Here is a 26,389-nt window from a genome sequence, read left to right on the forward strand (position 1 = left end):
TGGAAATTGCGCTCCTGCTAGGCTGCCGGCATGGGGCGCTCCAAGGGGGCTCAAGCACCGACGCCGACACCCACGTCCCGCCGCGAGCTGGGACGCGACGGGCTGGTGCGTGTCTCCGAGTACCGCTGTCCCCTGGAGAAGGGCGCGCCGACCGAGCCGGAGCAGTTCACCTCCACGTCCATCACCCTGGTCCGCTCGGGCGTGTTCGGCTTCCGCAGTGAGCGCGGGCCGCAGTTGCTCACCGCCGGCTTCGCGATGCTCGCCAACCCGGGGCAGCAGTACGAAATCTCGCACGAGCACGCCGGTGGAGATCGCTGCATCATCTTCCACATCGACGAGGCGCTCCTCGAAGAGGCGGTGGGGAGCGCGCCGCGTGGCGCCCCGCGCCGGTACTTCGCGCGGTCGGTGCTCCCGCCCCTGCCTCGCGTCGAGGCGCTCAGGCATCTCGCCGAGCAGCGGCTCTCGGAGAATGGGCCGGCGCTGGGTCTCGAGGAACTGGGGCTGGCGCTCGCCGCCAGCATCGGCGCGCAGCTCGGGCGCGCTCCCAGGTCCGAGGTGCCGCGTGACAGCCGGACCGCCCGGGACAGCGTGCAGGCCGCCCTCGCCGAAATCGAGCACGGTTCGGCGGACGAACTCCGCCTGGGAGACCTGGCGCGGGTGGCCGGCCTGAGCCCCTACCACTTCCTCCGCGTGTTCAAGCGCGAGACGGGCGTGACGCCGCACCGCTTCCTCACGCAGGTACGCGTCCGGCGGGCCATCGAGCTGCTCCGCGACACCTCCCGGCCGGTGACGGAGATCGCCCTCGACGTGGGCTTCGGCGACCTCTCCAACTTCATCAACACGTTCCGCCGCGAGGTGGGCTGCTCTCCGGCTCGCTTCCGCAAGACGACGCCGGAGGACTGGGCGGCCACCGTTCTCGCCACGCGTGCCGGTTAGCGACTCCCAGGCTTCGGGTCCGGAATCTCTTCCCCGGGGAACAGGGCCCCTGAACCCGAGACGGGTACCGGCTTCTCTTCGATCCAGGTGAGCTCGGCCTCTTGCGCGCAGACGTGCAGGTCCTGCCCGGTGTCTCGAAAGTAGATGTAGTGGACGAAGTGGCCTTCCGGAGTCGGAGGGTGTGAGGCCGCGGCCTCGGGCCGTGCGTGGCCGGAGCCAGCATCAATCCAGGAGCCCCTTTCCGGGTCTGGAGCGCCTTCCGGCGCGCTTCCCGTGGGCGGCGTCATCGTGAAGTAGCGCAGCCCGGAGAGTGTGATTCCAGCGAGCTGGTCCGTCTTCTGGTGTTCGTCCATCTTCACGCGGACATGCAGACTCAGCTTCCCTCGCCCCCAGTCGACCCACATCCAGGTGAGTCGGGCATCGTGAAGCCCCCAGGGCAGCGCGTCCTCGATATCGCTGAGTGTCATGGGTTTGCCCCTGGCGCGCCGGAGGCCCGAGGCGACACGGTACAGGCGCTCGCCCCAGCCCATGGCACGGTACAGCACGAACGGCACCAGCGCCCCGAGCAGCGCGCCTGGAAAGACGCCCACCCACCCGAAGTGACTCTGCATGAGGCTGGCCGAGCCGCCGATGCAGGCAACCCAGAACAGGATGACGAGAAGCTCGATGACCGTCATTCCACCTCCCGGGCGCCTGCCCCTTGCAGCGCACATGCCGCACCCACCGTCCGAGGAGGCCCGCTCCCAGACCGTGCGGCCGTGTGACGGAATGTCATCCGGGCCGGTCAGGAATCGCGCCGCCCGGTCATCCGTCCTTCCCGGAGAAACACGTCCCGTCACGAGCCGCTTGCCTCGCCTGGGGGTTCGCTCTACAGGGGGCGGGACCGCGGTCCGGTGGGGAGAATCGTCAGATGCGACAGAAGGTGCGCGCCGTCGTCGATGAGACGCTGTCGGCGCTGAAGTCCAAGGGAGTGCTCTCGTTCGAGCAGGTGCCGGGCTACGCCATCGAGGTACCCAAGAACCCCGAGCACGGCGACTGGAGCTGCAACGTCGCCATGGTGATGTCCAAGGCCGCCGGCAAGAAGCCGGGCGACATCGCCGATGCCATCATCGCCAATCTCGTGGACCCGGACGGCATCGTCACGAAGGTGGAGCGCGCCGGCCCCGGCTTCCTCAACTTCCGCCTCAAGGACTCCGTCTTCCAGTCCGTGACGCGCGACGTGCTGCGCGCCGGCGAGTCCTTCGGCCGCCAGCCCGCGAAGTCCTCCGGCAAGCGCGTGCAGGTGGAGTTCGTCTCCGCCAACCCCACCGGCCCCGTCCACATCGGCCACGCGCGCGGCGCCTTCATGGGTGACGCCCTGGCGCGACTCCTGGACGCCGCCGGCCACGACGTGACGCGCGAGTTCTACATCAACGACTACGGCAAGCAGGTGGAGACGCTCGGGCGCACCGTGCACAAGCGCTACCGCCAGCTCTTCGGCCAGCAGGTGGAGCTCGTCGAGGGCGAGTACCCCGCCGCCTACGTCATCGACATCGCCAAGACGTGGCGCGAGGAGGTGGGCGAGCGCTACCTGAACGCCCCCGAGTCCGAGTGGCTCCCCGCCGCCATGGAGGTGGGCATCCGGAAGAACCTGGAGGCCATCCGCGCCACCCTGGCGCAGGCCGGCATCCAGCACGACGTGTTCTACAGCGAGGCCTCCCTGCACGCGGCCGGCAAGGTGCGCTCCATCGTGGACGTGTACCGCGAGCGCGGCGCCACCTACGAGGCCACCGAGGCCCGCCGCAAGGACGCGAAGGTCCGCGCCGAGGACTCCAAGGCCGCGCAGTACTCCGACCGGCAGCGTGGCGGCACCTTCCTGATGACCACGCAGCTCAAGGACGACGAGGACCGCATCATCCTCCGTCACGACGGCACGCCCGTGTACCTGACGGCGGACCTCGCGTACCACAAGGACAAGTTCGACCGCGGCTTCGACCTGATGATCGACGTGTTCGGCGCCGACCACGCGGGCCACGTGCCGCGGCTCGAGGCCGGCATGCACCTGCTGGGGTTCGACCACAAGAAGCTCAAGTTCGTGCTGGTCCAGATTGTCCGCATCACCCGCGGGGGTGAGGAGGTCAAGGTCAGCAAGCGCAAGGGCACCGTGTTCGAGCTGGCGGACCTCATCGAGGAGGCTGGCGCCGACGCGTGCCGCTTCCTGTTCCTCATGAAGACGCCCAACGCCCAGTTCGACTTCGACCTGGACTCCGTGCGCGAGCAGAAGAGCACCAACCCGGTGTTCTACTTCCAGATGGGCCACGCGCGGTGCGCCGCCCTCCTGCGCAAGGCCGAGGAGAAGGGCCAGCCCTTCGTCGGCGTGGACCGGGTGACGGACGCGCAGCTGGCGCGGCTGACGCTGCCGGAAGAGAAGGCGATGCTTCAGAAGATGAGCCGGCTGCCCGACGTGGTGCAGACCGCGGCGGCCAACCTGGAGCCGCACCACGTGCTCTACTTCTGCCAGGAGCTCATCTCCGACTTCCACAGCTACTACACGCGCTACAAGTCGGACCCCATCGTCAGCGCCGACGCGGAGAAGACGCAGGGCCGGCTGGCCATGGTCGCCGCGCTCAAGCAGGTCCTGAAGGCCGCGTTCGGCATCCTCGGCATCCAGGCGCCGGAGGTCATGGAGGCGCCCCCCGAGGAGGAGGAGGTCGCCCAGTCATGACCCGGGCATTCGAGCACGTGGTGACGGAGCGGCTTCTGCTCCGCGCGCTCCGGGAGACGGACCTGGAGGTGATGTACGCCATCCACGCGGACCCGGAGACGAACCGATACCACCCGGGGGGACTGAGTCCGACACCGACCCTCGACGCGGCCCGCGCCCGGCTGGATTTGTGGTTGGGCGACTGGGCCGGGCGCGGCGTGGGGTACTGGGCCGTGGAGCGGCGGGAGGCTCCCGGCGTCGTCATCGGCTTTGGAGGCGTCCGGCACCGCGAGCTCGAAGGTCAGCAGGTGCTGAACCTGGCCTATCGCTTCACGCCGTCCGCCTGGGGGGCGGGGTACGCGACCGAGCTGGCTCGCGAGGCCCTGTCCCTGGCCGGGACGCACATCCCTGACGTCCCGGTGGTGGCCATCATCAGCGTGGCGAACGCGCCCTCGCTCCGTGTCGCGGAGCGGCTCGGTATGCGGTTCGACCGGCTCATCGACTACGAGGGCTTCCCGAGCCGCGTGTACCTGTCGCGGTGAGGGGCCTGGGGCTGTCCCTCATGGGTGCGGGACGGCGATGCCGAAGCGGGCGGAGAGCCAGCGGGCGATGCCGTCCTTGCCCGTGATGAAGCGGCGGCCCTCGTGGGTGCCCGTCGCGCAGCCGTGGTCGTCGGAGCCCTCGCCGAGCACCAGCAGGGGCAGCCACTGGTGCTCCTCGCCGACCCGTTCCACCACGGCGGCGCGAGGCCGGGGGAAGGGGATGCGCCGAATCTCCAGCGCGCGCGCCACTGACGGGAAGTAGCCGAGCACACCCTCCAGCTGCGCGCAGTGCTCGCAGTAGAAGCGCACGCCGGGGTACTGGGAGTCCTCGAAGTCGGGGGCGAGCAGGAACAGGGTGTCGGAGGGCATGGCGGGCCGTGGCTTACCTCCAGGGCACGCCCCTGGCGAGCCATCGCCGCACGGTTCTTCAGATTCTTGCAAAGCGGGAATTTCAGGGTCCAATCCTCGTATCAAGCCACTCCGAGAGGCGGATACGAACGATGAGGTACACGCGGACCTGGAAGCGGACCCTGCGGTTGCACGTCATGCCGGCACTGGCGCTCCTGATGGCGGGGAGCGCCGGGGCCGTGACGCCCACGGGTGTGACGAAGGTCTCGCGCGTGACGGGGGCGACTCCCGCCGGGGAGGTGCTGCCGAACCCCAACCAGACGCACTCGAACTACGAGGTGTACGGGACGGACCTCGGCATCGTCTGGGACAAGGGCGGTGGCGAGGTCTTCGTCCTCTTCGGTGACACGTTCGGCGCCGGGTGGTGCGGCAACGGCGGCTGCGGAGGCGGGTGGCGGAGCAACGTGCTCGCCCGGTCCTCGGACACGGCGCTGGCGAACGGGCTCTCGTTCTCCACGATGATTCAGGACTACGCGCGCCACGCGAAGGAAATCCTGCCGTCGAGGAAGATCGACAATGACGAGATGACCGTCATCCCCACGGCGGGCGTCACCGTCGGCTCGCGGCACTACATCCACTACATGTCCGTCCGCCACTGGGGGGAGGCCGGCACGTGGCAGACCAACTACGCGGGCATCGCGTACTCGGATGACAACGGGCAGAACTGGGTGAAGCACCCGACGGCGCGGTGGCAGAACAACGCCTCCTGGACGAACAACTTCCAGATGGCCGCCTTCGTGAAGAACGGCGGGTTCGTCTACATGTACGCAACGCCGAATGGCCGGCGCGGCAACGTCCACCTCGCGCGCGTGCCCGAGGGCTCGCTCCTGGACATCAACGCGTACCGCTACTGGGACGGCAATGGCTGGTCCACGTCCCAGGCGGCGGCGCGACCCGTCGCCATCGGCATCGCGGGGGAGCTGTCTGTCTCGTACAACGCCGCGCTCGGCCGGTTCTTGATGACGTACCTGAACGAGCACCGGCAGGCCATCGTGATGCGTGACGCCGCGACGCCCACGGGCCCGTGGAGCGGGGAGAAGGTGCTCGCCAGCGGCAGCGCGTTCCCCGGCCTCTACAACGCCTTCATCCACCCCTGGGGGAACACCGCCACCGAGCTGTACTTCGTGATGTCCCAGTGGACGCCGTACAACACGTTCCTCATGCGGGCGACGCTGACGGGGGACACGGAGGGAGACAACCTGCTCTCCGAGCCGAGCTTCGAGACCCAGGCGGCGACGCCGGTGATGGCGCCCTGGTACGTGCAGGGGCAGGCTGGCATCGACCGCAACCTCTTCTCGGCGCGGACGGGACAGGACAATGGCTTCGTGCGCAACAACAGTGGTTGGAACGCGCTGAAGCAGAGCGTGGTGGTCCAGCCGTACACGGACTACACGCTGCGCGGCTGGGTGCGCACCTCGTCCAACAACACCGCCGGCTACTTCGGGGCGCGAGGGGTGAACAACGGCCCCGTCCTGAGCGAGCGGGCCTTCGGCTCGCTGCCGGGGTACACGGAGCAGGTGGTGAGCTTCAACTCCGGGGCGAACTCCGTGGTGGAGGTGTACGGCGGCCTGTGGGCCAACGGGGACACGTGGCTCCAGCTCGATGACGTGAGTCTGACCCGCGTGGGGAACCTCGTCGCCCAGCCGGGCTTCGAGCAGCAGCCGTCCACGAGCGCGACCTCACCGTGGTACGCCGATGGCAACGCGGGCATCGACCGGGGACTGGGGTTCGCGAGGACGGGTGCCAACAACGCCTGGGCGCGCAACACGCAGGGGTGGAACGCCATCAAGCAGGAGGTCGCGGTGACGCCGAACACGCGCTACACGCTCACGGGCTGGGTGAAGACGGCGGGCGCGCACACGGACGGCTACTTTGGCGCGCGGGTGCTCCGAGGAGGGCCCATCCTCAACGAGGTCCCCTTCACGCAGCCGCTGGGCAGCTACACGCGGCTGTCGGTGACGTTCGACTCCGGTTCGAATCACAGCGTGGAGCTGTTCGCTGGGATGTGGGCGCACGGCACGGACACCTGGATTCAGGTGGATGACGTCAGCCTGACCCGAGAGTGAGGGGCCTCGGGTTCACGCCCGGCATGGGAGGGTGTGGCCAGCGCACGGTCCGTAGACGAAGCGGTTGACCCTCCCCCGTGTTTCGGGCGTGCTGTGCGGCATGTACCTGAAGAAGGTCGTCCTCAAGAACATCCGCTCGATTGATGCGCTTGAGTGGGAGCCGCCTTCGGCTCCCACTCTGGCGGGATGGCACGTCATCATCGGGGACAACGGTTCGGGGAAGAGTTCGGTGCTTCGGGCTATTGCCCTCGGTCTGGTGGGGCCGAAGGAAGCGAATGCCCTGCGCCAGGATTGGAACGAGTGGCTGCGGTGGAGCAAACGGGTCGGTTCGATTGGCCTCTCCTTGGAGCGGGACGAGTTCTGGGATCACCCTGAAGGGGAGGGGAAGAGGCCCGAGGACTTCGACCTCGAGCCTGAGCTGTGGCTGGAGCGCCTCGGCACTCATGTCGACCTTGGCTTCCCTTTCAGCTCTCGTTTCGAGAGCGGAGTCTTGGGAGACAGCTACGGCTGGTTCTGTGCCTCGTATGGACCCTTTCGCCGATTCACAGGCGGCGACAAGGACCAGGAAAAGATCTTCTCCTCCAATCCCAAGTTGGCACGGCATCTCTCGGTCTTCGGAGAGTCCGTCGCCCTGACGGAGTGCTTGGAGTGGCTCAAGCTGCTCCAGTTCAAGAAGCTGGAGGGGGGACTCAAGGAAGAGAAGTTGCTCGACTCCCTCAGGGAATTCATCAACCAGCCCGACTTCCTCCCCCATGAGGCCCGGTTGGAGTCCATCTCCTCGAACGGCGTACGTTTCGTCGATGGCAACGGCTGCGACGTTCCGGTTGAGAACCTGAGCGACGGCTATCGCTCCATCCTGAGCATGACCTTCGAGCTGATCCGTCAACTCGTAAGGACGTACGGCGCGGAAAACATCTTCGCCCCTGGCGATTCAACGACGATTCAGGTTCCGGGTGTCGTCCTCATCGATGAAGTCGACGTCCACCTGCACCCCACCTGGCAGCGACGTGTTGGCCACTGGTTCCGCAAGCACTTCCCGAAGCTCCAGTTCATCGTGACGACGCACAGCCCGCTCATCTGCCAGGCCGCGACGGTAGGAAGCATCTTCCGTCTCCCTCGCCCCGGGAGTGAGGAGCGAGGCGGCATGGTCACCGGCGTTGCGCGTGACCGGCTGCTCTACGGAAACGTCTTGGATGCCTACAGCACGGGCGTCTTCGGAGAGGTCTCCACCCGCTCGCCCGAGGCACTCGAACAACTCGAACGGCTCGCCATCCTCAATCAGAAGGAACTCGCGGAAGGGCTGACCGAGGAGGAGCGCGCGGAGCAGCGGAAGCTACGGGAGCGGCTCCCAACCGCGGCCAGCGCGCTCCCGTCTTCTAGCGTGGAGGTCATGGAGAAGTGATCCGGCTCCCTGATGTCCCACTGCCAGCGGATGCCCTCGCCAGCCTCGCGGACTACCAGCGGGACGTGGACGCCCAACCGGACTACGCGGCGCGCGTGACCCACGCGAAGGAGCGGTTCAGGGCGCTGAACACGAAGGGCAACAGAACCTTCGATAGTGTCAAGGCAACGCTGACGAAGATGAGTTCCGGTGCGCGCCGCTGCGCCTACTGCGAAGACTCCGCCGCCGACGAGGTGGAGCACATCCGCCCCAAGGCGCTCTACCCCGAGCTGGTCTTCGCCTGGACGAACTACCTTTATGCATGTGGTCCCTGCAACGGACCCAAGAACAACCACTTCGCCGTCTTCGCCGAAGGGACGGGCGTCCTGACGAACGTGGCGCGCGCACGGAACGCTCCGATCGTGCCTCCCATCGCAGGCAAGCCCGTGTTCATCGACCCCAGGGTCGAGGACCCGACCGAGTACCTGTCCCTGGACCTGGCGGATACCTTCTTCTTCACCCCGCGCGCCAAGCCAGGGTCGGTGGAGCATGAACGAGCTGGCTACACGATACGCGAGCTCCAGCTGAACATTCGGGACTGGCTGCCGCAGGCCAGACGCTCGGCCTACCTGGACTACCTGGCCCATCTGAAGGTCTACGCGCGGGACAAGGCGGAAGGCCTGCCGCAAGCCCATCTCGACAGGCTGGCGGAGGACATTCGTACGCGGCAGCACCCCACGGTCTGGTTCGAGATGAAGCGCCAGCACGCTCTCTTGCCTGAGCTGACGCTTCTCTTCTCCAGAGCTCCAGAGGCGCTGACCTGGTGAGGGAACGGACCGAGGTCACCCCCGGCGCGCCCAGCGCTCCGACCACTCCACGAGCGGGAGGAAGCGCTCCAGCAGCTCCTGGCCCAGGGGCGTGAGCGCGTAGCCCTCCGCCTCGTTGAGCGCCACGAGGCCGCTGTCCCGCAGCTCCTTCAGGCGCGTGTTGAGGACCGTGGGGCTCAGCCCGTCGCACGCCTCTCGCAGGGCCCGGAAGGTGAGGGGCCCTCCGCGCAGCTCCCAGACGATGCGCAGCGTCCAGCGCCGGCCCAGCAGGTCCAGCAGCACCATGATGGGTCGGCCGGTGCGGGAGCCTCGGACCGCGGAGCCTGTCCTGGGGGAGCGTGCCATGGGGGTTTCCTTGCGCTACGAAAAGCGTAGCGTTAATGCCAGGGTGCTACGGAATTCGTAGCAACTCGCAGCCAGGGAGGCCAGCCATGACCGAGGCCCGTATCGCACCCATGGAACCGCCGTACACCGAGGCCGTCGCCACGGCGCTCGAGCGGCTCATGCCAGCGGGCGTTCCGCCGCTCGTGCTCTTCCGCACGCTGGCGGTGAACGAGCGCGTCTTCAGCCGGATGCTGGCGGGCGGCCTGCTGGACAAGGGCACTGTGAGCCTGCGCGAGCGGGAGCTGGTCATCGACCGCACCTGCTGGCGCTGCGGCTCCGAGTACGAGTGGGGCGTCCACGTGGCCTTCTTCGGCGAGCGGGTCCGCCTGACACCCGAGGAGGTCCAGGGCCTGTGCACGGACGACCCGGAGGCCACGCCCTTCAGCCCGCGCGAGCGCCTGCTGCTGCGGCTGTGTGACGAGCTGCACGCGAGCGCCACCGTGTCCGACGCGCTCTGGGCCGAGCTGGCCAGGGAGTGGACCCCGTCCCAGCTCCTGGAGTTGCTCGCGCTGGCGGGCTACTACCACGCCATCTCCTACGTCACGAACGCGCTGCGCCTGCCGCTGGAGTCCTTCGCGGCGCGCTTCCCCATCAACCCTTCGCCGCCTGACTCTTCGCGCGGCGCTGGAGCCAGTTCTTGAGGAAGGCCTTCACCTGCGGGTGCTGGGATTCCTTGACCTTGTCGGGCGGGCCGGACTCGACGATCTGCCCCTCGTGCATGATGACGATCTGGTCCGCCATGCCGAACGCGGAGGCCACGTCCGGCGTAATCACCAACGACGTGGCGCCGAGCTGCTGCTTGCCCGTGAAGATGATTTCGTTCACCGCCGCCGTGGTGAGCGGGTCCAGGCCGGCCGTCGGGTCGTCGTAGAGGAGGATTTTCGGCTGGAGGATGGTGGCGCGCGCGAAGCCCACGCGCTTCTGCATGCCGCCGGACAGCTCGCCCGGGAAGCGCGTGGCCGCGTGCGACAGCCCCACCTTGGCCAGCGTCTTCTCCACCGTCTCCTTGATTTCCGCCTCGGACATCTTCGTGCGCTCGCGCAGGGGGAACGCCACGTTGTCGTAGACGTTGAGCGAGTCGAAGAGGGCGTTGGCCTGGAAGAGGATGCCCTGCTTGCGGCGCATCTCGTCCAGCGTCTTCTCATCCATCTTCGCCACGTCCTGGCCTTCCACCAGCACCACGCCCCGGTCCGGCTTCAGCAGGGCCATGATGTGCTTCATCAGCACCGACTTGCCGGAGCCGGACACGCCCATCAGCACCGTGGTGGTGCCCTCGGGCACCACGAGGCTCACCCCCTTCAGGGCCGGCTGGGCGCCGAAGGACTTGTAGAGGTCCCGGACCTCGATGGCCGGCGTACCCGCCGACGCGTTGCTCGTGTCGCTCATCGCCCGGCACCATAGTGCGTGTGGTCCCCTCGCGCCGCTGAAGACGTCCCATGACACGGCGGGCCACCTGTCCTCTGGCATGTCGACTGGTGGGCACACGGGCCGGTGTGCCGTTGGGGGCCCAATCCCCCCCTGGGAGGAGGCTTCCCCAGGAGCCGTCGGGGCTGGGATGCTCTCGCCCGTCCTCGGGCAGGGCCGGACCGCCGAGCACGGCGAGGTCCGACGCGGGTGGAGCCCCGGGGACGCGGGACGGCCGAGATGGAGCACTCGACGGGTTCGGAGTCGCTGGACGTCCGGCGGGGACAGCACGCCTGCCTTCTGTACGGAAAGGACGACGACCCGCTCGCCACGGTGGCGCCGTTCGTCGCCGCCGGCTTCGAGGCAAAGGAGCGCTGCATCTACGTGGTGGGCGAGCAGGACCCCGCGCGCATCCGGCGCAGCCTGGAGGCCGTGGGCATCGACGTGGCGGCCCGGCTCGCCAGCGGCGCCCTGGTCCTGGTGGAGCGCTGGGAGGTGTCCTTCCCGGACGGCGAGTTCGACCCGGCGGCGATGATTGGCTTCGTGCGCCAGGCCATCCAGCAGAGCCTCACGGACGGCTTCAGCGGCCTGCGCGTCATCGCGGAGATGACGTGGGCCCTGCAGATGGGCGTCAACGCCAACCGGCTCATCCACTACGAGGCGCTCGGCAACCACCTGTACCCGGATGAGCCGCTGGTGGCCGTGTGCATGTATGACCGCTCGCGCTTCCCGGCGGCCGTGTGCCGCGACGCCATGCGCGTGCACCCCTGGGTGTCCGTGGGCCAGGCGGCGTACGACAACCTGTACTACGAGCCGCCCGAGGCGGTGATGGACGGCGCCGCCGCCGAGCACCGCGTGGAGTGGATGCTGGCGCAGCTGGAGCGCATGCGGCAGGCGGAGGCGCAGCGGCTGGAGCTGCACTCGGCCCGCGTCGCGCGGGAGGAGGCCGAGGCGGAGGCGCGCTCCCGGGATGCCCTGCTGTCGATGCTCGCCCACGAGCTGCGCACGCCGCTGGCGAGCATGCTCGTGTACTCGCAGGCGGCGCTGCGCGGCATGGACCGGGCGCCCGCGGTGGAGCCGGGCACGCTGCGGCGCAGCCTGGAGGTCATCGTGCGCCAGGCCACGCGGCAGGCGCGGCTCATCGACCAGGTGCTCGCCGCGGCGCGGCTGGCCTCGGGGCAGCTGGCCCTGGAACCCGGGCCGTGCGACCTGTCGGCCCTCGTCCACGAGGCGGCCGAGATGATGCGGGCCATGGCGCCGGAGCACACCCTGGTGGTGCGCGCTCCCGACAGGGCCGAGGTGGTGGTGGACGCACGGCGCCTGGAGCAGGTGGTGATGAACCTGCTCGACAATGCGCGGAAGTACAGCCCGCCCGGCACCCGCATCGAGGTGGACGTCACCCGCGAGCCCGGCGGCGTCACCGTGGAGGTGAGGGACCATGGCGCGGGCATTCCCTCCGAGGAGCACGAGCGCATCTTCGAGCGCTTCCGCCGGCTGCGGACCGACCAGAACGGGCTGGGCCTGGGGCTGCACATCAGCCGTGAGATTGCCCGGCGGCATGGCGGCGACCTCCACGTGGAGCAGCCCCCGGGCGGTGGGGCGCGCTTCGTCGTCCGGCTGCCCCAGGAGGCGTCCGGGCGTGTGGCCGCGGGCTAGGGTCGGGCGGTCCTTGTTCCTGCTGGTGTAAGACGCGGAGACTGCCAGCGAGGGGAGCTCAACGTGAGGGGAGGCGTCGATACACGGGGAGGCACCGGGCCCGAGTCGAGGCGGGACGACCGGCCACGGCCCGGGCTCGTCGTCGTCTTCTCCGGAGGGACGCCGCTGGTGCGCGCCGTGGCGCTGGACGGCGCGCGGCTCATCCTGGGCCGCGAGGACGCGGGCGGGCAGCCGCTGCCGGACGAGCGGGTGTCCCGGCTCCACGCGGAGGTGGGACGCGAGCCGCGCGGGTGGACCGTGGCGGACCTGGGCAGCCGCAATGGCACCTGGGTGGATGGGGAGCGGGTGACGGGGCGGCGCATGTTCGCCTCGCCGCGCACGCTGCGGATGAGCAACACGGTGGCCCTGTTCTTCGAGGACGTGCGGCGCCTCGAGGAGGGCGGGACGTCCGCGCCGGACCTGGAGTTGGGCGTCACCCTGCGCGACCGGATGGAGGAGGTGCCCGGGCTGATGCTCCAGGCCGTGAGGGAGGTGGGCAAGGGCGCGCCGGAGGTCCATGCCAGCTTCGTGGAGGCGTGCCTGCTGCGGTCCTGGCCCGGGGAGGTCCGTGAGCTGCTGGACGAGGTGCGGCGCACGGCGCGGGAAGCCCAGGTCCTGGGCGTGCGCATCCTGCGCGCGGAGCATCTGGCGCCTGGCGCGGGGATGCCGCTGCCCTCGGACGCGGTGACGCCGTTCATCGGGCGGCGGGTGATGCCGATGCTGGCGCTGTCGGGCGCGGTGCCCGGGGCGGGCGGGCCGCAGGCTTCTCCGGGCGCGGTGTCCAGGCCGGGCGGAGCGCCGGTTCCTTCCGGTGGGGTGCCCGGGAAGGCGGATGGGGTGCCTGTTGCTCCGGGGGCGGTGCCGGCCTGTGCGGGCGGAGTGCCGGAGGCCACGTCGGGCCGGGGCGCGGTGTCGGGCCTGGACGCCGGAGACGGAGTGCCGGCAGCCACTCCGGACCGCGCGGCGGTGGAGGCCGCGCTGGCGGCCCACGCGGGCAACGTGAGCGGGGCGGCTCGGGCGCTCGGGCTGCATCGCACGCAGCTCTACCGGCTGATGCGGCGGTGGGGGCTGGTGCCGGAGTCCTCCGAGCCCGGGGAGTAGGGGCCGCTCCTGTCCGCGGGTGCACTGCCGGGTGAAGGAGTGCTTGCCGGGGGATGCGGGGAGGGCGCCATGCTCGGGCCATGCGGAGGACGGACGACTCGCGAGAACAGTCTGACACGCGGTGGGCCCGGGGCTCGGGCGCCGGGGAGGCGTAGCCGCGTGGCGACGGTGTCCCTGGAAGACGTGCGCAAGGTGTACCGGGGTGGCGTGGCCGCGGTGAAGGGCGTCACGCTGCACATCGCCGACGGCGAGTTCATCTCGCTGGTGGGCCCGTCCGGCTGTGGCAAGTCCACGACGCTGAACCTCATCGCCGGCCTGGAGGAGCTGTCCGGCGGCACGCTGCGCATCGACGGCGCGGTGGTGAACGGCATGTCCCCGCGCGAGCGCGACATCGCCATGGTGTTCCAGAGCTACGCGCTCTACCCGCACATGGACGTGGCCCGGAACCTGGCCTTTCCCCTGGTCGTCGCCGGCATGGCTCGCGGTGACATCGACGCCCGCGTGCGCGAGGTGGCGTCGGTGCTGGGACTGGAGGCCCTGCTGTCGCGCCGGCCGAAGGAGCTGTCGGGCGGGCAGCGGCAGCGCGTGGCGCTGGGACGCGCGCTGGTGCGCCGGCCGAAGGTGTTCCTGTTCGACGAGCCGCTGTCCAACCTGGACGCGGCGCTGCGCACGCAGATGCGCGGGGAAATCAAGAAGCTGCACGAGCAGCTCAAGGCCACGTTCATCTACGTCACCCACGACCAGGCCGAGGCGATGACGCTGTCGGACCGCGTGGTGGTGATGAACCAGGGCGAGGTGCAGCAGGTGGCGCCGCCGCGCGAGCTGTACGACGCGCCCGCGAACCTGTTCGTCGCGGGCTTCTTCGGCTCGCCGCGCATCAACCTGGTGAAGCCGGCGACGCTGGCCCAGCCGGAGGGGAACGTGGTGCTCGGCCTGCGTCCGGAGCACCTGCACGTGGGACAGGGTCCCGCGCCGGCTGGCACCCTGGAGGGCCGCGTGTACCTCGTGGAGCCCATGGGCGCGGAGAGCTGGGTGACGGTGGAGGTGGCCGGAGAGCGCATGGTGGCGCGAGCACCCGGAGACTTCCATGCGCCCACCGGCGCGCCCGTGTGGCTGCGCTACGACGCGGCCCGGCTGCGGCGCTTCGACGCAACGTCGGGCCGGGCGATGTGAGCCCGGTGGGGGCTATCTCCGCTCGCTCCGGCGCGCCGCGACCGCCGAGAGCGCCACTCCCACGGGCTGGGCGAGCAGCATGAGCATGGCCGCGAAGATGCCCGGACCATCCGCCACCACGCCGATGAGGAGCGGCAACGTCATGTCCAGCGAGCCGAGCAGGGAGCCCGTCGCGAGCACGATGTGGGGCCGGTCCGGCATGGCGGCGAACGCCCGTGCCCGCAGCAGCGGGTAGTGGGCCGCGGAGAACATCCCCGTCAATCCGAGCATGAGCGCGCTGGTGACCCAGGTGCTCGCCAGCATCAGCCACACGGAATAGGCGACGGCGCATCCCAGCCCCGACACGGCCAGCAGCGTGGAGGGACGGAAGCGCGAGGCGAAGCGCTCCAGGAGCGCCGAGCCGAGCAGTCCTCCCACCACCCACGCGGAGAGGATGGCGGCCCGCTCGGTGGCATCGGCTCCCAGCCGCTCGGTCATCCAGATGGCGCCGAAGCCGACGAGCAGCTCGTCGAGCAGGCCGCACAGCACCGTGACGGCGGACCAGGCCAGCAGCGGCCGGCAGCGCAGGGCCGCGCGCAGGGCCTCTCGCAGAGGGGCTTCGGTTTCCTCGTCTTCACCCGGGCCGTGCTCGGCGCCACCCGTCACACGTGAGGCGGCCACGGCCTGCGCCAGCGCGACCAGGCCCACCGCGAACAGCGCGCCTCGCCAGCCGAAGCCCAGGGCCACCGAGAGGGCCACGGCGGCGGGAGCGAGCAGGTCTCCGGCGTAGCCCAGGAATGTCCAGCGCGCGAGCACGGCCTCGCTCCGCTCGGGGTTCGCGGAGACGAGCGCCGCCTGGGCGAGGTTCACTCCGACGCCGCTCGCCGGGCCGTAGAGCATCAAGGCCGCGAGCAGCAGCCAGTACGAGGGCGCGAGCGCCGCCGCCAGGGTGGTGAGCGCCAGCACGGCCAGCCCCGCCACCCGCATGGGGCGCTCGCGCCGGCCATGGGCCATGGCCAGCAGCGGTGGCTCGAGCAGGGCGCCGAGCACCTGATAGGCGAACAGGGTCCAACCCGCCGCCCGCGCGGGCGTCAGGTCGAAGGCACTCAGCAGTTCGGGCGCGCCCGAGGGCACCACGCCCGTGGCGAGTTCATCCGTGAAGACGACGGCCAGCAGGACCGCCGTCCAACGTCGTTGAGCAGCGAGTACGGCTCAGGGGGGAGAGGTCTGCTTGAGCATGAGAGCATTCTAACCGTGCATCTCCATGGGCGCATGCGCCCGCTCGCCGGGGCGGTCCCGGACGATGTGGCCGAGCAGCGGCTCCTCCAAGGCGATGAAGTCCTCGAACGCCAGCTCGATGGCCTCCGCGTGTGAGCCCGCGCGGAACCACAGCCGCTCAGCCTGGCGCAGGTGCTCGTCCACCAGCACGGGCAGCCCGTAGAGCTGGCCGAAGGGGGGCTCGGCGCCCACCTCGCACTCGGGGAAGAGCTCGGCGAACTCGGACTCCTCCGCCAGCCGCAGGCGCCTGACGCCGAGCATCTCCGAGACGCGCCCCAGGTCGAGCGTGTCCGGCGCGCTCGTCACGCACAGCCACAGCCGGTCCTGCGCGTGGAGGATGACCGTCTTCGCCACCTGGAAGCCGCTGACGTGCAGCGTCGCCGCGAGCGCCTGCGCGGTGATGGCTCGCAGGTGTGGCCGGCGCTCGAAGGGGATTTGGTGGCGTTGGAGATACTGGATGATGGAGTCCGGAATCATCGAGCCACCCTGGCCATGGTCAGGCGTACACCTGGTTGCCTTCGAGCGACATCTCCAGTCGCCGGTTGAGCTGGTCCATCCGGTCGTACCGCTCGCGCAGCATGTCGCGATACGCGCGTTGATCCGCATGCGCGATTTCGTCCAGGAGCACGCGCAGCGCCGACTCGAGCGCCTGCTTCAGCTCGCGCGCCTCCACCGCCGACAGTTCCAACAACATGGGGCACCTCCTGCGGCGAACGTTAGCCACGCCTGGAGACGCGGGCTCCGCGCGCGAGTCCACCCGACGCCGGCTCCCTCTCCGGCACCGCATCGTGAAGGCGTGGCGCCCCGCCTCCTGCTCCGAGGCCCGCGTCGCGGGCATCGCTCGGCCACCCGCCACCCTCGGCCCAGGGGACTTCTCACGGTGGCGACCGCGCGGCGCGGAGGGAAGGGGGACGTCACGTCGCCGGGCTCCGGAGCAGGACGCCCGGTCGAGCGCTCCTCCGGCCGCCACCCCATGAGTGCCGTCCGCTCCCCGAGCCCGCACTGTTCCTCCTACGAGGGCCCGGATGGTCCGGGCACCGTGAGCACGAGGAGGCCCAGATGGTTCAGGTAGGGGAGGTGCGCGAGGGAATGACGGTGCGGACCGCGGACGGGCGCGTGGTGGGACGGGTGGCCGCGGTGGGTGACATCCACTTCGAGCTGGAGCAGGGACTCGTCCCCATTCCGCGGCGCGACTACCTCGTCGAGTACAGCGACGTGGACTTCATCACCGGGCAGGACGTGTACCTGGCGAACGCGGACCATCCGCTGCTCACGCTGGAGGAGGATGACGACGGCGGAGCCCTGCCGCCGCGCCGCCACGGGAGCATGGATGCCGAGCCCGTGAATGCCGCCGCCGACCTGGACGCCGGGCCCGCCCGGCACTGAGTGACGCGGGGCGCCAGGGCCCTTCCGGCGCGCCCCCCGTCACGCTCCCGGTTTTCGGGAATTCTGACCCGCGGGGCGGGGTAAGCGTCGGGAATCATTCAGGTGGGATAGCCCGGCGATGTCAGACCGTCAGGCTACACGAGCCCTCTCCGACCAGCCTTTCGGGTGGGCTCATGCAACGGTTTTCGACATCCTGCGTCACGGTAGCGCTCTTCGTGCTGGTGTTCTCGTGCAGCTCCGGTCCGCGGACCGAGGAGGGCGACACGGGCACGGTGGCACAGCCGCTGGCGTTGACGACGCCGCGCAAGCTGCTGCCCTTCGTCGCGCTCGCGGACGGGCGCGTGCTCGCGGTGGGCGGGCACGACGGGAATCGCACGCTCGCGAGCTGTGAGCTGTTCGAGCCCGCGTCGGGAACGTGGCGTGTGACGGGGGCCCTGCACACGCCGCGGCGCAACCACGCGGCGGTGCGGCTCGCGGACGGGCGCGTGCTCGCGGTGGGCGGCACGCACGGCGTGGCCATGGGAGCGCTCGCGAGCGCGGAGGTGTACGACCCGGCGAAGGGCGTGTGGTCGCAGGTGGCGCCGATGGCCGAGGCGCGCAACGACCCTGCGGCGGTGAGGCTGGCGGATGGGCGCGTGCTGGTGGCGGGCGGCACGGACGTGGACCGGCGGCCGCTGCGCACGGCGGAGCTGTTCGACCCGGTGACGGGCACGTGGAGCGCGGCGGAGGCGCCGGGCTTCGCGCGGGGTGGCTCGCGCTCGGCGGTGCTGCTGGCCAACGGCAAGGCGCTCTTCGCGAGCGGCCTGCAGGCGGAGCTGTATGACCCGGCCACGGGGCGCTGGGAGAAGGCGGGGCCGGCGGGCGGCGCGGCGGGAACGCACCGGCTGGCGCACACGGTGACGCTGCTGCCAGATGGGCGCGTGCTGGTGATGGGCGGCACGACGGCGCGCGCGGCGAGCACGGCGGAGGTGTACTCGCCGGAGACGGGCGAGTGGACGCTGGTGGCGGCGCCGGCGGTGGCTCGCGAGCACCACGCGGCGGTGGTGCTGCCGGACGGCACGGTGCTGGTGATGGGCGGTGAGCACTACACGACGGGGGCGCTCGCGTCGGTGGAGCGCTTCGACCCGGCGACGGGGACGTGGGCCTCGGCGCACACGCTGGCGGAGCCGCGCGGGAAGACCGGGGCGGTGGTGTTGCCGGACGGCGCGGTGCTGGTGATGGGCGGTGAGAACGAGGCGGCGGGCATGCTGACCACGAGCGAGCGCTACGTGCCGGGCGGCTGTGTGCCGGCGGTGTGCTCGGCGCGAGACGGCCGGTGCGGGGTGGTGCCGGATGGGTGCGGCGGGACGCTCGACTGTGGACCGTGCGCGGGCGACGTCTGCGCAGCCGGGGAGTGCCGCGCGGAGGGCACGAGCGCGGAGTGAGCAGGCGGGCACGCGGCGTCGCGGAGCATGGCGGCGCCGCTCGTGCTCCATGAGGAGGGCACGCGCGCGGAGCGGGTGGACGGGCACGCGGCGTCGCGGAGGATGGCGGTGCCGTGTGGGCGGGCAGTCACGCCGCATCGCGCGGATGACGGCGCCACCCGAATGGAGCGGGCGGACGGGCACGCGGCGTCGCGGGTGACGGCGGCGCCGCGTCCGGGTCAGATGCGGGGCATGAGACGGCTGATGGGAATGCTGATGGTGGCCGGGTTGCTCGCGGGCTGCGCGGGGACGGAGGAGACCGGGCTCACGTACGCGGAGCTGTCGGAGCGCACGGCCGAGGCCCGGTGCACGTACGCGGAGACCTGCTCCGGGAGCACGACGCCCCATGCGGAATGCGTGGCGGCCATCCGCGAATACTACGCGGCGGCGGGGCCCGAGCTGGACCGCGCCGCCGCGGGCGCGAAGTCAGGCTGTGTGCAGTGCATGCGCACCCTCGTCGCAGAGCTGGAGGCGTCGCTCGCGAGCAGCTGCCAGCGACCCGTCGACGAAGCGCGCGTGGTCGCGATGTGCGGCGAGAACGATGCCGCGTGCGTGGGCGCTCCGTGAGTTCCGCGCTGACGGGGAGTGCCGTTCAGGCAGAGGCTTCATGAGGTGTCGCGCGCCCGCCGTGCACGTCGCAGCGGCATGCCGCGCCGGTGCGTGACAGACTGCGCGCCCATGCGAACCCGGACCCGTCTCCTCGCGCCGTTGCTGCTGTCCACCGCCTGTGCCACCGCGCCCGCTCCGACTCCGACGCAGGGCGAGGCGATGGCCGTCACCGCCACCCGCGTCTCGCCGCCGGAGCGCCCCTTCGGCACCCTGCGTGAGCAGGCCCAGCGCCAGCAGGCGTGGCTCAACGAGCGCATGGAGAAGGCCCTGCCGCAGCTCATGCGCCAGTACGGCATCGAGATGTGGGTGGTGCCCATGCGCGAGTACAACGAGGACCCCGTCTTCACCGCGCTGTCCGCCCCCACCACGTACGCCGCCCGCCGCCGCACCATCTACGTGTTCCACGACCGCGGCCCGGAGAAGGGCGTCGAGCGGCTGGCGCTCGGCGGCGGCTCGCAGGGAGGCGTCTTCACGCCCCGCCGCGCGCAGCGCCAGGTGGACGGCGGCGGCGTCAGCCGCGAGGCGGAGCTGTGGGGCCCCGAGCAGTGGCTCGTCCTCAAGCAGGTGCTGGAGGAGCGCAATCCGAAGGTCATCGGCATCAACGTGTCGCGCACCTTCGCCTTCGCCGACGGCCTCACCCACGGCGAGTACGAGGGCATGGCCGAGGCGCTCGGCCCCGACTGGGTGAAGCGCTTCAAGCCCTCGGGAGGCCTGCCCGTGGACCTCATCGCCTGGCGCGGCCCGGACGAGGTCCGCTTCTACGAGGACCTGACGAAGCTCGTGTGGAACATCATCGAGCAGGCCTTCTCCAACAACGTCATCACCCCCGGCGTGACGCGTACGAGCGACGTGGAGTGGTGGATGCGCCAGCGGCTGGCGGACCTGGGCCTGGACACGTGGTTCCATCCCTCCGTGGACCTGCAGCGCCAGGGCGTCACCGAGGCGCAGCTCGGCGAGGACCCCGTCATCCAGCGTGGCGACGTGCTGCATTGCGACTACGGCATCACCGCGCTGCGGCTGAACACCGACACGCAGCACATGGGCTACGTGCTGCGCGAGGGCGAGACGGACGTGCCCGAGGGAATCAAGGCCGCGCTCAAGGTGTCCAACCGCCTCCAGGACATCGTCTTCGAGGAGCTGCGCCCCGGGCGCACGGGCAATGAGGTCCTGCGCGTCTCGCGCGAGCGGATGAAGGCCGAGGGCATCGACGGCACCATCTACTCGCACCCCATCGGCCTGCACGGCCACGGCGCGGGCGCGATGGTGGGCCTCTGGGACCGGCAGGAGGGAGTCCCCGGCAACGGTGACCACAAGGTGATGCCGAACATGTGGTACTCCATCGAGCTGCAGGCCACGAGCCCCGTGTCCGAGTGGAACGGGCAGCGCGTGCGCTCGGCGCAGGAGGAGGACATCACCATCGACGCCGAGGGCAAGGTGCACTGGGCCTGGAAGCGCCAGACGGCCTTCCACGTGGTGCGCTGAAGGCCTCGAGCGTCACGGGCGGGGCTCCCACCACCAGGAGGGAGCCCCACACCTGGGAGCTCAGTCCTCCCGGCCCGTCATCGACTTCAGCAGGTCCACGAGCGCCCGCTTCTCCGCGTCGGTCAGCTCGAGCGGGACGAGGGTCTCCGTCTTCTGGCCCACGAAGGTGCCGGCGGCGTCACCCCCCTCGTTGTAGAAGTCGATGACCTCCTCCAGCGTGGCCTGCGCCCCGGTGTGCATGTACGGCGCCGTCAGCGCCACGTTGCGCAGCGACGGGGTGCGGAACGCGCCCTCCAGCTCCAGCTGCTTCGCCTGCGTCCGCAGCGCGCGCAGCCGCAGGGCATCCGAGCCGGACGGCGCGTCGCTGTAGCGGCCCTCGGCGTTGAACGACCAGCCCAGCAGTCCCTCCAGCGACGCCCACTGTCCGCCCGAGCCCGGCCCGGTGTCCTCCACGCCGATGTTGTGGAACAGGTCGTCGCTCAGCGACGGGCCCTTGTGGCAGACGATGCACTGGCCCTTGCGCACGAAGGTCTTCAGCCCGAGGTACGCCGGGTCCTCCTCCGCCGTGCCCGCGTCCACCGCCGCGAGGAAGCGCCGCACGTCCTCGTCGAAGGGCGCGTCCACCTTCACCAGCGTCCGCTGGTACGCCGCCAGCACCTTGCCCACGTTGGCCAGCAGCACGTCGCCGGACTCGGCCGCCGGCTCCCGTCCGAAGAGGGCCTGGTACTCCGTCCGGTAGGACTCCACCGATTGCAGCCGCGCGGCCACCACCTGCGCGTCCGAGTTCATCTCGTCCGGGTTCAAGAGCGGCAGGATGGCTTGAGACCAGAGCCGGTCCGCGCGCCCGTCCCACATGAACCAGCGGTTGTAGGCCGCGTTCAACACCGTGGGCGGGTTGCGCAGCGTGCGCTTGCCGTCGCAGCCCTCCGCCAGCGCCGTGTCCACCGTGCGGCCCTCGCCGCCGTGGCAGCTCTGGCACGACACCGTCCCGCAGCGCGACAGCCCCGCGTCGTGGAAGAGCAGGTCTCCCAGCTGCTCCGCCCGCGCCACGCCGTCCACCCGGTTCGTCGGGTCCTTCGGCGGCTGTCGCGTCTGGGTGTGCAGGCTGCGGAGTTGGTCCAGTTCGTCGACGTTCGGGAACGCCTCTTCGGTGTCACACGCCAGCCCCAACCCACCCAGGGCCAGGGCGAGCACGGAGGCGCGCAAGCGGTGCGGAGTCTTCACCAGGTCATCCTTCTTCACGTCGCGGGGCGGCGATACATCCCGCCGCCCCGTGACCGGAGCCTGGAAGCTTCGCGTCCCCACCGCCGCGAAGCAATCCCCACGCCCCCTCTCAGCTTCTGAAGAGAAGAGGAGACGCGCGCTCCGTGCTCAGGCCCCGCAGCTCAGCGTGAAGTCGCGGTTGACGGTGGCGTAGTCGCCCAGCTTCACCGGGGAGGGCTCCGGGGTGATGGTGGGCGTGGCGCCGTTCTCGCACTTCAGGCCACCGTCCACCGCGACGCCCACCTGCAGGTCCGTGTTGCTCGGCAGGCTCGACACGGTGAACGAGCAGCGGCCGCCGCGGCTCGTCCTCACCATGGCGCTGCCCAGCGCGTCCGACGGGTTGCCCGGCGACGACACCACCACCCGGACCTGGTCGCAGGCGCCGTCGAGCTGCAGCCCGCTCTGGGGCAGCCGGACCACGCCGGCGACGGTGGCGTTGCCCTCGCGGCTTCCACCGCCGCCCGTGGTGGCGCAACCGGTGGCGGCAAGGACGAGGGCGGCAACGGCAATGCGATACATGAATTCCTCAATTCGTGGGGTAATGAGAAGGCGGCTCGGTCACCGCTCGGGCGACCTACGGCGCGCGCCACATACAATTGCGATGGGAATTCATTCCACCCATTTCGCATGGCTTTTTTGTGACGTGAATTGGTGAATTCGCCTGGAATTCCGGGGAGTTTCCGACGCTGTGTCTATCCCTGGAGACACCGGCTGTACCGGAAATCAGCCGGGTTCATCGGTGCAATCAAAGACAGACATGCCGCGCCGCGTGATGCCGGTCTCCGAGTCCCGGAATCGGGAATGCGTGAATCCCATTTCCGGAATCGCGAACACCGGCGAGGGGCCGCGTGGGGGGACCGAGGAGCGTGCGGCCGGGACGATGGTCCGCCGTCTGCTGCGAGCCACTCGGAGCGCCCTCACGGTGAAGGAGCAAGGAGAGGAGACGCGCATGTCGATGCAGAAGCAGGATCAAACCCAGTCCTGGTCGGGGCTGGGCGTGGGGACGGACCGGAAATCGTTTCTGGACAAAGTGTCGGCGCAGATTCCGGACTACGACGCGGAGCAGGCCGCCGAGGCGGTCTTCTGCGCGCTGACGGAGGAGCTCCCCGGAGGGCTGGTGCAGCACCTGAGGGACCAGCTTCCGCCGGACGTGCGGCCCATGCTGGGCGCCTGTCACCGGCACCGGGGCGAGGAGCCCGCGAAGATGGACCGCGACGACTTCTACCTCATGGTGGCCAACCACCTGAACGCCGAGCCGGAGAACGTGCGGCTCGTGCTGCATGGCGTGTTCGCCGCGCTGCACACGCAGATTGTCGAGGCGGAGGCGCAGAAAATCGAGCACCAGCTCCCCAAGTGGCTCCAGGGGACGTGGGCCGCGGCGCGCCTGCAGATTGACCGCCCCGCCTGAGGTGTCCCGAGCGCTGGCGCGGGAAGCGGGCGTGTGGCCCGCCTCGCGCCGGTGAAGAGGTGAGAAGGGTGGGGCGCCCGGAGCACACGCTTCCCGGGCGCCCGCCGTCATGGCGCGTGGAGGGCGCGCCTCTTCAGTAGGTGCCTCCCAGCGACAGCGTCACGTTGTAGCGGCCGTCTCCCGCGCCCGGGTCCAGCGTGGAGGGCGCGAAGTCCTGGCCGAAGAGGAAGTTGTAGTTCACGCGCGCGTCGGCGGTGATGAGACTGCCCACCTGGTAGCGCAGGCCCAGGCCCGCGGGCACGAAGCCGCTGGTGTCGTCGTCGTAGCCCAGCGGGTCCCCCAGCCTGTCGCTGCGGATGTTGTAGTTGTCGATGCCGATGCCCGTCATCACGTAGGGCTGCATCTTCGTGTCGGTGAAGTGGCCCACGATGACGGCCTGGCCGCCGTTGCGCACCAGGTCCGCGCCACCGGAGATGCCGCCGTCACCCGGGTCGAGGTCGCTGACGCCGCCGGTGTAGCCCACCTCGAGACCGAGGAAGGGGTTGGGCTTGACGCCCACCGTGGCCCCGTACGAGAAGCCGGGGTTGACGGCGGGGGCGAGCTGCCCGGTGTGGCCCTCCGCGCCGCCGCCTATCAGGGCGTAGACGCCCGTGTCGGCCTGGTTTTCCCGGGTGTCGAACTCCACCGTCTCCAGCTCCATGGACTGCGGGTTGTCACCCTGGGCCCACGTCGCGCTCCCCCAGAGCGCCACCACGCATGCTCCGCCGAGCACGTATCGCTTCATGTCGGACTCCTTTCGCCGCGTCCGAAAGGCAACGTGAAGCGCGGGGGAAGGCCCGGCAACGTCCGGATGGGGGCGCTGCCTCCACTCCCGAGCCCGTCCTCCCCACCCCGCGGGACGGGGCGGCCGCGCCCTCCGTCATCGGATGGCGGAGGACGGAGGACGGCCGGCGAGGCACCCGTCACTCACGGCAGGTACGACAGGGACTCCAGCGCCCGGCGGGCCTGCACCATGCCGTGGCCGTAGCCCTCGTCGTGGCCGACGGGGCCCAGGTCCCTCGCGGTGCTCACCAGCGCCTCGCGCACCTGCGCGGGCGTGGCGGACGGGTGGGCGCTGAACAGCAGCGCGGCCACACCGACGACGTACGGCGTGGACATGGAGGTGCCGGACATGTGCGTGTAGTCCGTCGGCTCCACGTGGACGCGCACGTTGTACCCGAGCACCCGGTCCAACATCGTGCCGCCCGCCTGGTTGATGGTGACGGCCGGCACCCACCGGCCGCGCCGGGGCAGGGAGAAGATTTCCAGGCCGCCCTCCACCACCTCGTTGCCGATGATGACGGCCTGCGCGCCCTGCTTCATCACGTTGACCATGACCTGCTCGATGGGGAGGAAGCCCGGCCGCACGTAGGCGATGAAGCCGCTGCACGTGCTGTCCTTGCACGACTCCAGCGAGTCACCCGCGCCGCAGTCCACCAGCGGGGCCACCTTGGTGCCCGCGGGGCTGTACTGCAGCGGGCGCGACATGAGCTGCGTCTCGTTCGCGTCCAGCTCCAACACCTCGGACCTGCCGCCCAGGCCGCGCGGGAAGAGGGACAGCACGTCCACGCCCGGCGCCACCAGCGCCAGCTCGTGCCCGCCGGAGGAGAAGTCCGCCCGCCGGCCCTGGTCGTCCACCGCGCCCACCGCCAGCACGGACGGGTCCGACGCGGGATAGGACACCACCTGTCCACCGTCATTGCCCGACGCGGCCACCACCAGCATCCCGCTGTCGTACGCCGCCTGGAACGCCTCCAGCGTCGTCTTCGAGGCGAAGCCCCCGCCCAGCGACAGCGAGGCCACCTTCGCCTTCTTGGCCGAGCAGTACTCCAGCGCCGCCAGCACGATGCTCATCTGCGTGCGGCCGTTCAGGTCCAGCACCCGGGCGATGACGAGCTCCGTGCCGGGCGCCACGCCCACCAGGCTTCCCGTCTCCATGCCCTTGATGGGCGCGCCCGGCCGCGCCGCGACGATGCCCGCCACGTGCGTGCCGTGGCCGGAGCCCCACGCGCCGAGGACGCCGTCACTGGTGTTCGTGTCGCCGTCCAGGAAGTCCCAGCTGGCCACCACCGCTTGCCGCAGCGACGGGTGCTCCATGTCCAGGCCGCTGTCGATGATGCACACCCGCGTGCCCGCGCCCGTGGGCCGCCCCGGGTCCGGCTGGCCGTCCTCGTCCAGGTCCCAGACCTCGTTGGCCTGCACCTGCCGCAGGCCACCGGCATATCCACCGGGGATGCGGCCCCGCGCCGCCGCGGACGCGAACGACAACGCCGGTGCCGTGGCCGCGCCCAGCGAGTGCCACACCTGGTCCGGCTCGATGCTCTCGACGCTCGGGTCCTTCGCCAGCGCCTCCCGCTCCCGGGACGACAGGCGCGCGGCCACCGCGGGCACGCTGCGGAAGGTGGCCGTCACCTGGCCGCCGAACTGGCGCACGCGCGAGGCGGCCGACACGCCGTCATCCCGGTAGCGGATGATGAACGGCTCCCGCCCGTCGTCCAGGGGCAGGCTCGGCGCGGTCAGCGCCCGTGCCTCGTCCGTGAGCGCGCCCGCGGTGACACCCGGACAGGCGCCTCCCTGGGCCTCCGTGTACAGAGTGTTCTCCGGCGCGCATGCCGCCAGTGCCATCAGCCCGACGAGTCCCCACCGATTCATGAGCCACTCCTTCCGTCAACGCCGCCTGACGACATCGTCACCGCTCGGGCCGGAAGGAGATTCCAGCCAACGGAGCGCGGATGCCTTCAGGGAGTGCATCCCTCCGCGCCTCCGCAATGGCCGCGGGGAGGCGCCGAGCACGCGAGGTGCGCGGGTTCACATCGCGTGTGTTGGGCCCCGGAACCGCGGACCCCTTCGACCCTGGCCGCCCCCAGGGCCCTCTCCTGCCT

Annotated in this window: 26 protein-coding genes; 15 read left to right on the forward strand and 11 right to left on the reverse strand. The window is 70.5% G+C overall.

Annotated elements, in window-relative coordinates; genetic code table 11:
* Positions 1–30: 30 nt before the first annotated feature.
* The gene (locus tag HG543_RS17690) at positions 31–936 is read left to right on the forward strand and encodes a helix-turn-helix domain-containing protein (protein ID WP_169345967.1); all 906 of its coding nucleotides are present in this window, start codon (positions 31–33) and stop codon (positions 934–936) included.
* Here the strand turns inward: HG543_RS17690 and HG543_RS17695 are convergent.
* On the reverse strand, positions 933–1,613 hold the full coding sequence (locus HG543_RS17695) for a hypothetical protein (RefSeq protein ID WP_169345968.1): 681 nt from the start codon (positions 1,611–1,613) through the stop codon (positions 933–935). The genes HG543_RS17690 and HG543_RS17695 overlap by 4 nt on opposite strands.
* 233 nt (positions 1,614–1,846) lie before the next feature.
* Here HG543_RS17695 and argS point away from each other — a divergent pair, with 233 nt between their 5' ends.
* Both argS and HG543_RS17705 read left to right on the forward strand, forming a co-directional pair.
* Positions 1,847–3,640: an arginine--tRNA ligase gene (gene argS / locus HG543_RS17700; protein WP_169345969.1), complete on the forward strand. Its 1,794-nt coding sequence runs from the start codon at positions 1,847–1,849 to the stop codon at positions 3,638–3,640.
* Entirely contained in the window at positions 3,637–4,161 is a 525-nt protein-coding gene (locus HG543_RS17705) for a GNAT family N-acetyltransferase (RefSeq protein WP_169345970.1), read from the forward strand. Before argS ends, HG543_RS17705 begins: the two co-directional genes overlap by 4 nt.
* Positions 4,162–4,179: 18 nt before the next feature.
* On the opposite strand, the gene HG543_RS17710 is transcribed toward HG543_RS17705, so the two are convergent.
* Entirely contained in the window at positions 4,180–4,530 is a 351-nt protein-coding gene (locus HG543_RS17710) for a DUF3088 domain-containing protein (protein WP_169345971.1), read from the reverse strand.
* 131 nt (positions 4,531–4,661) lie between these two features.
* Here HG543_RS17710 and HG543_RS17715 point away from each other — a divergent pair, with 131 nt between their 5' ends.
* From HG543_RS17715 to HG543_RS17725, 3 genes are all read left to right on the forward strand, one after another.
* Positions 4,662–6,635: a glycoside hydrolase family 183 protein gene (locus tag HG543_RS17715; RefSeq protein WP_169345972.1), complete on the forward strand. Its 1,974-nt coding sequence runs from the start codon at positions 4,662–4,664 to the stop codon at positions 6,633–6,635.
* A gap of 100 nt (positions 6,636–6,735) precedes the next feature.
* Positions 6,736–8,037 (forward strand): AAA family ATPase, encoded by a 1,302-nt coding sequence (locus HG543_RS17720; protein WP_169345973.1) that lies wholly within the window; start codon positions 6,736–6,738, stop codon positions 8,035–8,037.
* On the forward strand, positions 8,034–8,843 hold the full coding sequence (locus HG543_RS17725; RefSeq protein WP_169345974.1) for an HNH endonuclease family protein: 810 nt from the start codon (positions 8,034–8,036) through the stop codon (positions 8,841–8,843). Before HG543_RS17720 ends, HG543_RS17725 begins: the two co-directional genes overlap by 4 nt.
* A gap of 15 nt (positions 8,844–8,858) precedes the next feature.
* Here HG543_RS17725 and HG543_RS17730 read toward each other — a convergent pair whose 3' ends face one another.
* Positions 8,859–9,188 carry a winged helix-turn-helix transcriptional regulator gene (locus HG543_RS17730; RefSeq protein WP_169345975.1) on the reverse strand — a complete coding sequence of 110 codons (330 nt, stop codon included), beginning with the start codon at positions 9,186–9,188 and terminating at the stop codon, positions 8,859–8,861.
* An 86-nt stretch (positions 9,189–9,274) separates the two neighbouring features.
* Here HG543_RS17730 and HG543_RS17735 point away from each other — a divergent pair, with 86 nt between their 5' ends.
* On the forward strand, positions 9,275–9,868 hold the full coding sequence (locus tag HG543_RS17735) for a carboxymuconolactone decarboxylase family protein (RefSeq protein ID WP_169345976.1): 594 nt from the start codon (positions 9,275–9,277) through the stop codon (positions 9,866–9,868).
* Here HG543_RS17735 and HG543_RS17740 read toward each other — a convergent pair.
* Positions 9,819–10,613, reverse strand: coding sequence for an ABC transporter ATP-binding protein (locus HG543_RS17740; protein WP_169345977.1), 795 nt, complete (start codon positions 10,611–10,613; stop codon positions 9,819–9,821). The two genes, HG543_RS17735 and HG543_RS17740, sit on opposite strands and share 50 nt — an antisense overlap.
* Before the next feature lie 258 nt (positions 10,614–10,871).
* Here HG543_RS17740 and HG543_RS17745 point away from each other — a divergent pair, with 258 nt between their 5' ends.
* From HG543_RS17745 to HG543_RS17755, 3 genes are all read left to right on the forward strand, one after another.
* Positions 10,872–12,287 carry an MEDS domain-containing protein gene (locus HG543_RS17745; protein ID WP_169345978.1) on the forward strand — a complete coding sequence of 472 codons (1,416 nt, stop codon included), beginning with the start codon at positions 10,872–10,874 and terminating at the stop codon, positions 12,285–12,287.
* A 63-nt stretch (positions 12,288–12,350) separates the two neighbouring features.
* Positions 12,351–13,427 carry an FHA domain-containing protein gene (locus HG543_RS17750; protein WP_169345979.1) on the forward strand — a complete coding sequence of 359 codons (1,077 nt, stop codon included), beginning with the start codon at positions 12,351–12,353 and terminating at the stop codon, positions 13,425–13,427.
* A 159-nt stretch (positions 13,428–13,586) separates the two neighbouring features.
* Positions 13,587–14,600, forward strand: a complete 1,014-nt coding sequence (locus tag HG543_RS17755) for an ATP-binding cassette domain-containing protein (RefSeq protein WP_169345980.1) — start codon at positions 13,587–13,589, stop codon at positions 14,598–14,600.
* A gap of 12 nt (positions 14,601–14,612) precedes the next feature.
* Here HG543_RS17755 and HG543_RS17760 read toward each other — a convergent pair whose 3' ends face one another.
* The 3 genes from HG543_RS17760 to HG543_RS17770 form a co-directional block, all read right to left on the reverse strand.
* Positions 14,613–15,755, reverse strand: a complete 1,143-nt coding sequence (locus tag HG543_RS17760) for an MFS transporter (RefSeq protein WP_343073386.1) — start codon at positions 15,753–15,755, stop codon at positions 14,613–14,615.
* 72 nt (positions 15,756–15,827) lie between these two features.
* Positions 15,828–16,334, reverse strand: a complete 507-nt coding sequence (locus HG543_RS17765) for an aminoacyl-tRNA deacylase (protein ID WP_169345982.1) — start codon at positions 16,332–16,334, stop codon at positions 15,828–15,830.
* Between the two features lie 19 nt (positions 16,335–16,353).
* A complete protein-coding gene (locus HG543_RS17770; protein ID WP_169345983.1) occupies positions 16,354–16,551 on the reverse strand; it encodes a hypothetical protein in 198 nt (65 codons plus the stop codon).
* A 365-nt stretch (positions 16,552–16,916) separates the two neighbouring features.
* Here HG543_RS17770 and HG543_RS17775 point away from each other — a divergent pair, with 365 nt between their 5' ends.
* From HG543_RS17775 to HG543_RS17790, 4 genes are all read left to right on the forward strand, one after another.
* Positions 16,917–17,243 (forward strand): DUF2171 domain-containing protein, encoded by a 327-nt coding sequence (locus tag HG543_RS17775; RefSeq protein WP_169345984.1) that lies wholly within the window; start codon positions 16,917–16,919, stop codon positions 17,241–17,243.
* Positions 17,244–17,416: 173 nt separating this feature from the next.
* Positions 17,417–18,667 carry a Kelch repeat-containing protein gene (locus HG543_RS17780; protein WP_169345985.1) on the forward strand — a complete coding sequence of 417 codons (1,251 nt, stop codon included), beginning with the start codon at positions 17,417–17,419 and terminating at the stop codon, positions 18,665–18,667.
* Between the two features lie 27 nt (positions 18,668–18,694).
* On the forward strand, positions 18,695–19,273 hold the full coding sequence (locus tag HG543_RS17785) for a putative periplasmic lipoprotein (RefSeq protein WP_169345986.1): 579 nt from the start codon (positions 18,695–18,697) through the stop codon (positions 19,271–19,273).
* Positions 19,274–19,384: 111 nt separating this feature from the next.
* Entirely contained in the window at positions 19,385–20,797 is a 1,413-nt protein-coding gene (locus tag HG543_RS17790; protein WP_169345987.1) for a M24 family metallopeptidase, read from the forward strand.
* A 60-nt stretch (positions 20,798–20,857) separates the two neighbouring features.
* Here the strand turns inward: HG543_RS17790 and HG543_RS17795 are convergent, their stop codons facing one another.
* Both HG543_RS17795 and HG543_RS17800 read right to left on the reverse strand, forming a co-directional pair.
* Entirely contained in the window at positions 20,858–22,021 is a 1,164-nt protein-coding gene (locus tag HG543_RS17795; protein ID WP_169345988.1) for a cytochrome c peroxidase, read from the reverse strand.
* Positions 22,022–22,168: 147 nt separating this feature from the next.
* Positions 22,169–22,579 carry a hypothetical protein gene (locus HG543_RS17800; RefSeq protein WP_169345989.1) on the reverse strand — a complete coding sequence of 137 codons (411 nt, stop codon included), beginning with the start codon at positions 22,577–22,579 and terminating at the stop codon, positions 22,169–22,171.
* 430 nt (positions 22,580–23,009) lie between these two features.
* Here HG543_RS17800 and HG543_RS17805 point away from each other — a divergent pair, with 430 nt between their 5' ends.
* Positions 23,010–23,468 carry a DUF2267 domain-containing protein gene (locus HG543_RS17805; RefSeq protein WP_169345990.1) on the forward strand — a complete coding sequence of 153 codons (459 nt, stop codon included), beginning with the start codon at positions 23,010–23,012 and terminating at the stop codon, positions 23,466–23,468.
* A 133-nt stretch (positions 23,469–23,601) separates the two neighbouring features.
* Here the strand turns inward: HG543_RS17805 and HG543_RS17810 are convergent, their stop codons facing one another.
* The gene (locus tag HG543_RS17810) at positions 23,602–24,252 is read right to left on the reverse strand and encodes a hypothetical protein (protein WP_211193997.1); all 651 of its coding nucleotides are present in this window, start codon (positions 24,250–24,252) and stop codon (positions 23,602–23,604) included.
* Positions 24,253–24,434: 182 nt separating this feature from the next.
* Positions 24,435–26,159, reverse strand: a complete 1,725-nt coding sequence (locus HG543_RS17815; RefSeq protein ID WP_169345991.1) for a S8 family serine peptidase — start codon at positions 26,157–26,159, stop codon at positions 24,435–24,437.
* Between the last annotated feature and the right edge of the window lie 230 nt (positions 26,160–26,389).

It is taken from the genome of Pyxidicoccus fallax, from assembly GCF_012933655.1.
GTDB classification, from domain to species: Bacteria; Myxococcota; Myxococcia; order Myxococcales; family Myxococcaceae; genus Myxococcus; species Myxococcus fallax.

Excerpts from the sequence above, each read along its gene's own strand:
- HG543_RS17690 (WP_169345967.1), top strand. The coding sequence starts at position 31 with ATGGGGCGCTCCAAGGGGGCTCAAGCACCGACGCCGACACCCACGTCC.
- HG543_RS17695 (WP_169345968.1), bottom strand. The coding sequence starts at position 1,613 with ATGACGGTCATCGAGCTTCTCGTCATCCTGTTCTGGGTTGCCTGCATC.
- argS (WP_169345969.1), top strand. The coding sequence starts at position 1,847 with ATGCGACAGAAGGTGCGCGCCGTCGTCGATGAGACGCTGTCGGCGCTG.
- HG543_RS17705 (WP_169345970.1), top strand. The coding sequence starts at position 3,637 with ATGACCCGGGCATTCGAGCACGTGGTGACGGAGCGGCTTCTGCTCCGC.
- HG543_RS17710 (WP_169345971.1), bottom strand. The coding sequence starts at position 4,530 with ATGCCCTCCGACACCCTGTTCCTGCTCGCCCCCGACTTCGAGGACTCC.
- HG543_RS17715 (WP_169345972.1), top strand. The coding sequence starts at position 4,662 with ATGAGGTACACGCGGACCTGGAAGCGGACCCTGCGGTTGCACGTCATG.
- HG543_RS17720 (WP_169345973.1), top strand. The coding sequence starts at position 6,736 with ATGTACCTGAAGAAGGTCGTCCTCAAGAACATCCGCTCGATTGATGCG.
- HG543_RS17730 (WP_169345975.1), bottom strand. The coding sequence starts at position 9,188 with ATGGCACGCTCCCCCAGGACAGGCTCCGCGGTCCGAGGCTCCCGCACC.
- HG543_RS17735 (WP_169345976.1), top strand. The coding sequence starts at position 9,275 with ATGACCGAGGCCCGTATCGCACCCATGGAACCGCCGTACACCGAGGCC.
- HG543_RS17740 (WP_169345977.1), bottom strand. The coding sequence starts at position 10,613 with ATGAGCGACACGAGCAACGCGTCGGCGGGTACGCCGGCCATCGAGGTC.
- HG543_RS17745 (WP_169345978.1), top strand. The coding sequence starts at position 10,872 with ATGGAGCACTCGACGGGTTCGGAGTCGCTGGACGTCCGGCGGGGACAG.
- HG543_RS17765 (WP_169345982.1), bottom strand. The coding sequence starts at position 16,334 with ATGATTCCGGACTCCATCATCCAGTATCTCCAACGCCACCAAATCCCC.
- HG543_RS17770 (WP_169345983.1), bottom strand. The coding sequence starts at position 16,551 with ATGTTGTTGGAACTGTCGGCGGTGGAGGCGCGCGAGCTGAAGCAGGCG.
- HG543_RS17775 (WP_169345984.1), top strand. The coding sequence starts at position 16,917 with ATGGTTCAGGTAGGGGAGGTGCGCGAGGGAATGACGGTGCGGACCGCG.
- HG543_RS17780 (WP_169345985.1), top strand. The coding sequence starts at position 17,417 with ATGCAACGGTTTTCGACATCCTGCGTCACGGTAGCGCTCTTCGTGCTG.
- HG543_RS17785 (WP_169345986.1), top strand. The coding sequence starts at position 18,695 with ATGGCGGCGCCGCTCGTGCTCCATGAGGAGGGCACGCGCGCGGAGCGG.
- HG543_RS17790 (WP_169345987.1), top strand. The coding sequence starts at position 19,385 with ATGCGAACCCGGACCCGTCTCCTCGCGCCGTTGCTGCTGTCCACCGCC.
- HG543_RS17800 (WP_169345989.1), bottom strand. The coding sequence starts at position 22,579 with ATGTATCGCATTGCCGTTGCCGCCCTCGTCCTTGCCGCCACCGGTTGC.
- HG543_RS17805 (WP_169345990.1), top strand. The coding sequence starts at position 23,010 with ATGTCGATGCAGAAGCAGGATCAAACCCAGTCCTGGTCGGGGCTGGGC.
- HG543_RS17810 (WP_211193997.1), bottom strand. The coding sequence starts at position 24,252 with ATGAAGCGATACGTGCTCGGCGGAGCATGCGTGGTGGCGCTCTGGGGG.
- HG543_RS17815 (WP_169345991.1), bottom strand. The coding sequence starts at position 26,159 with ATGAATCGGTGGGGACTCGTCGGGCTGATGGCACTGGCGGCATGCGCG.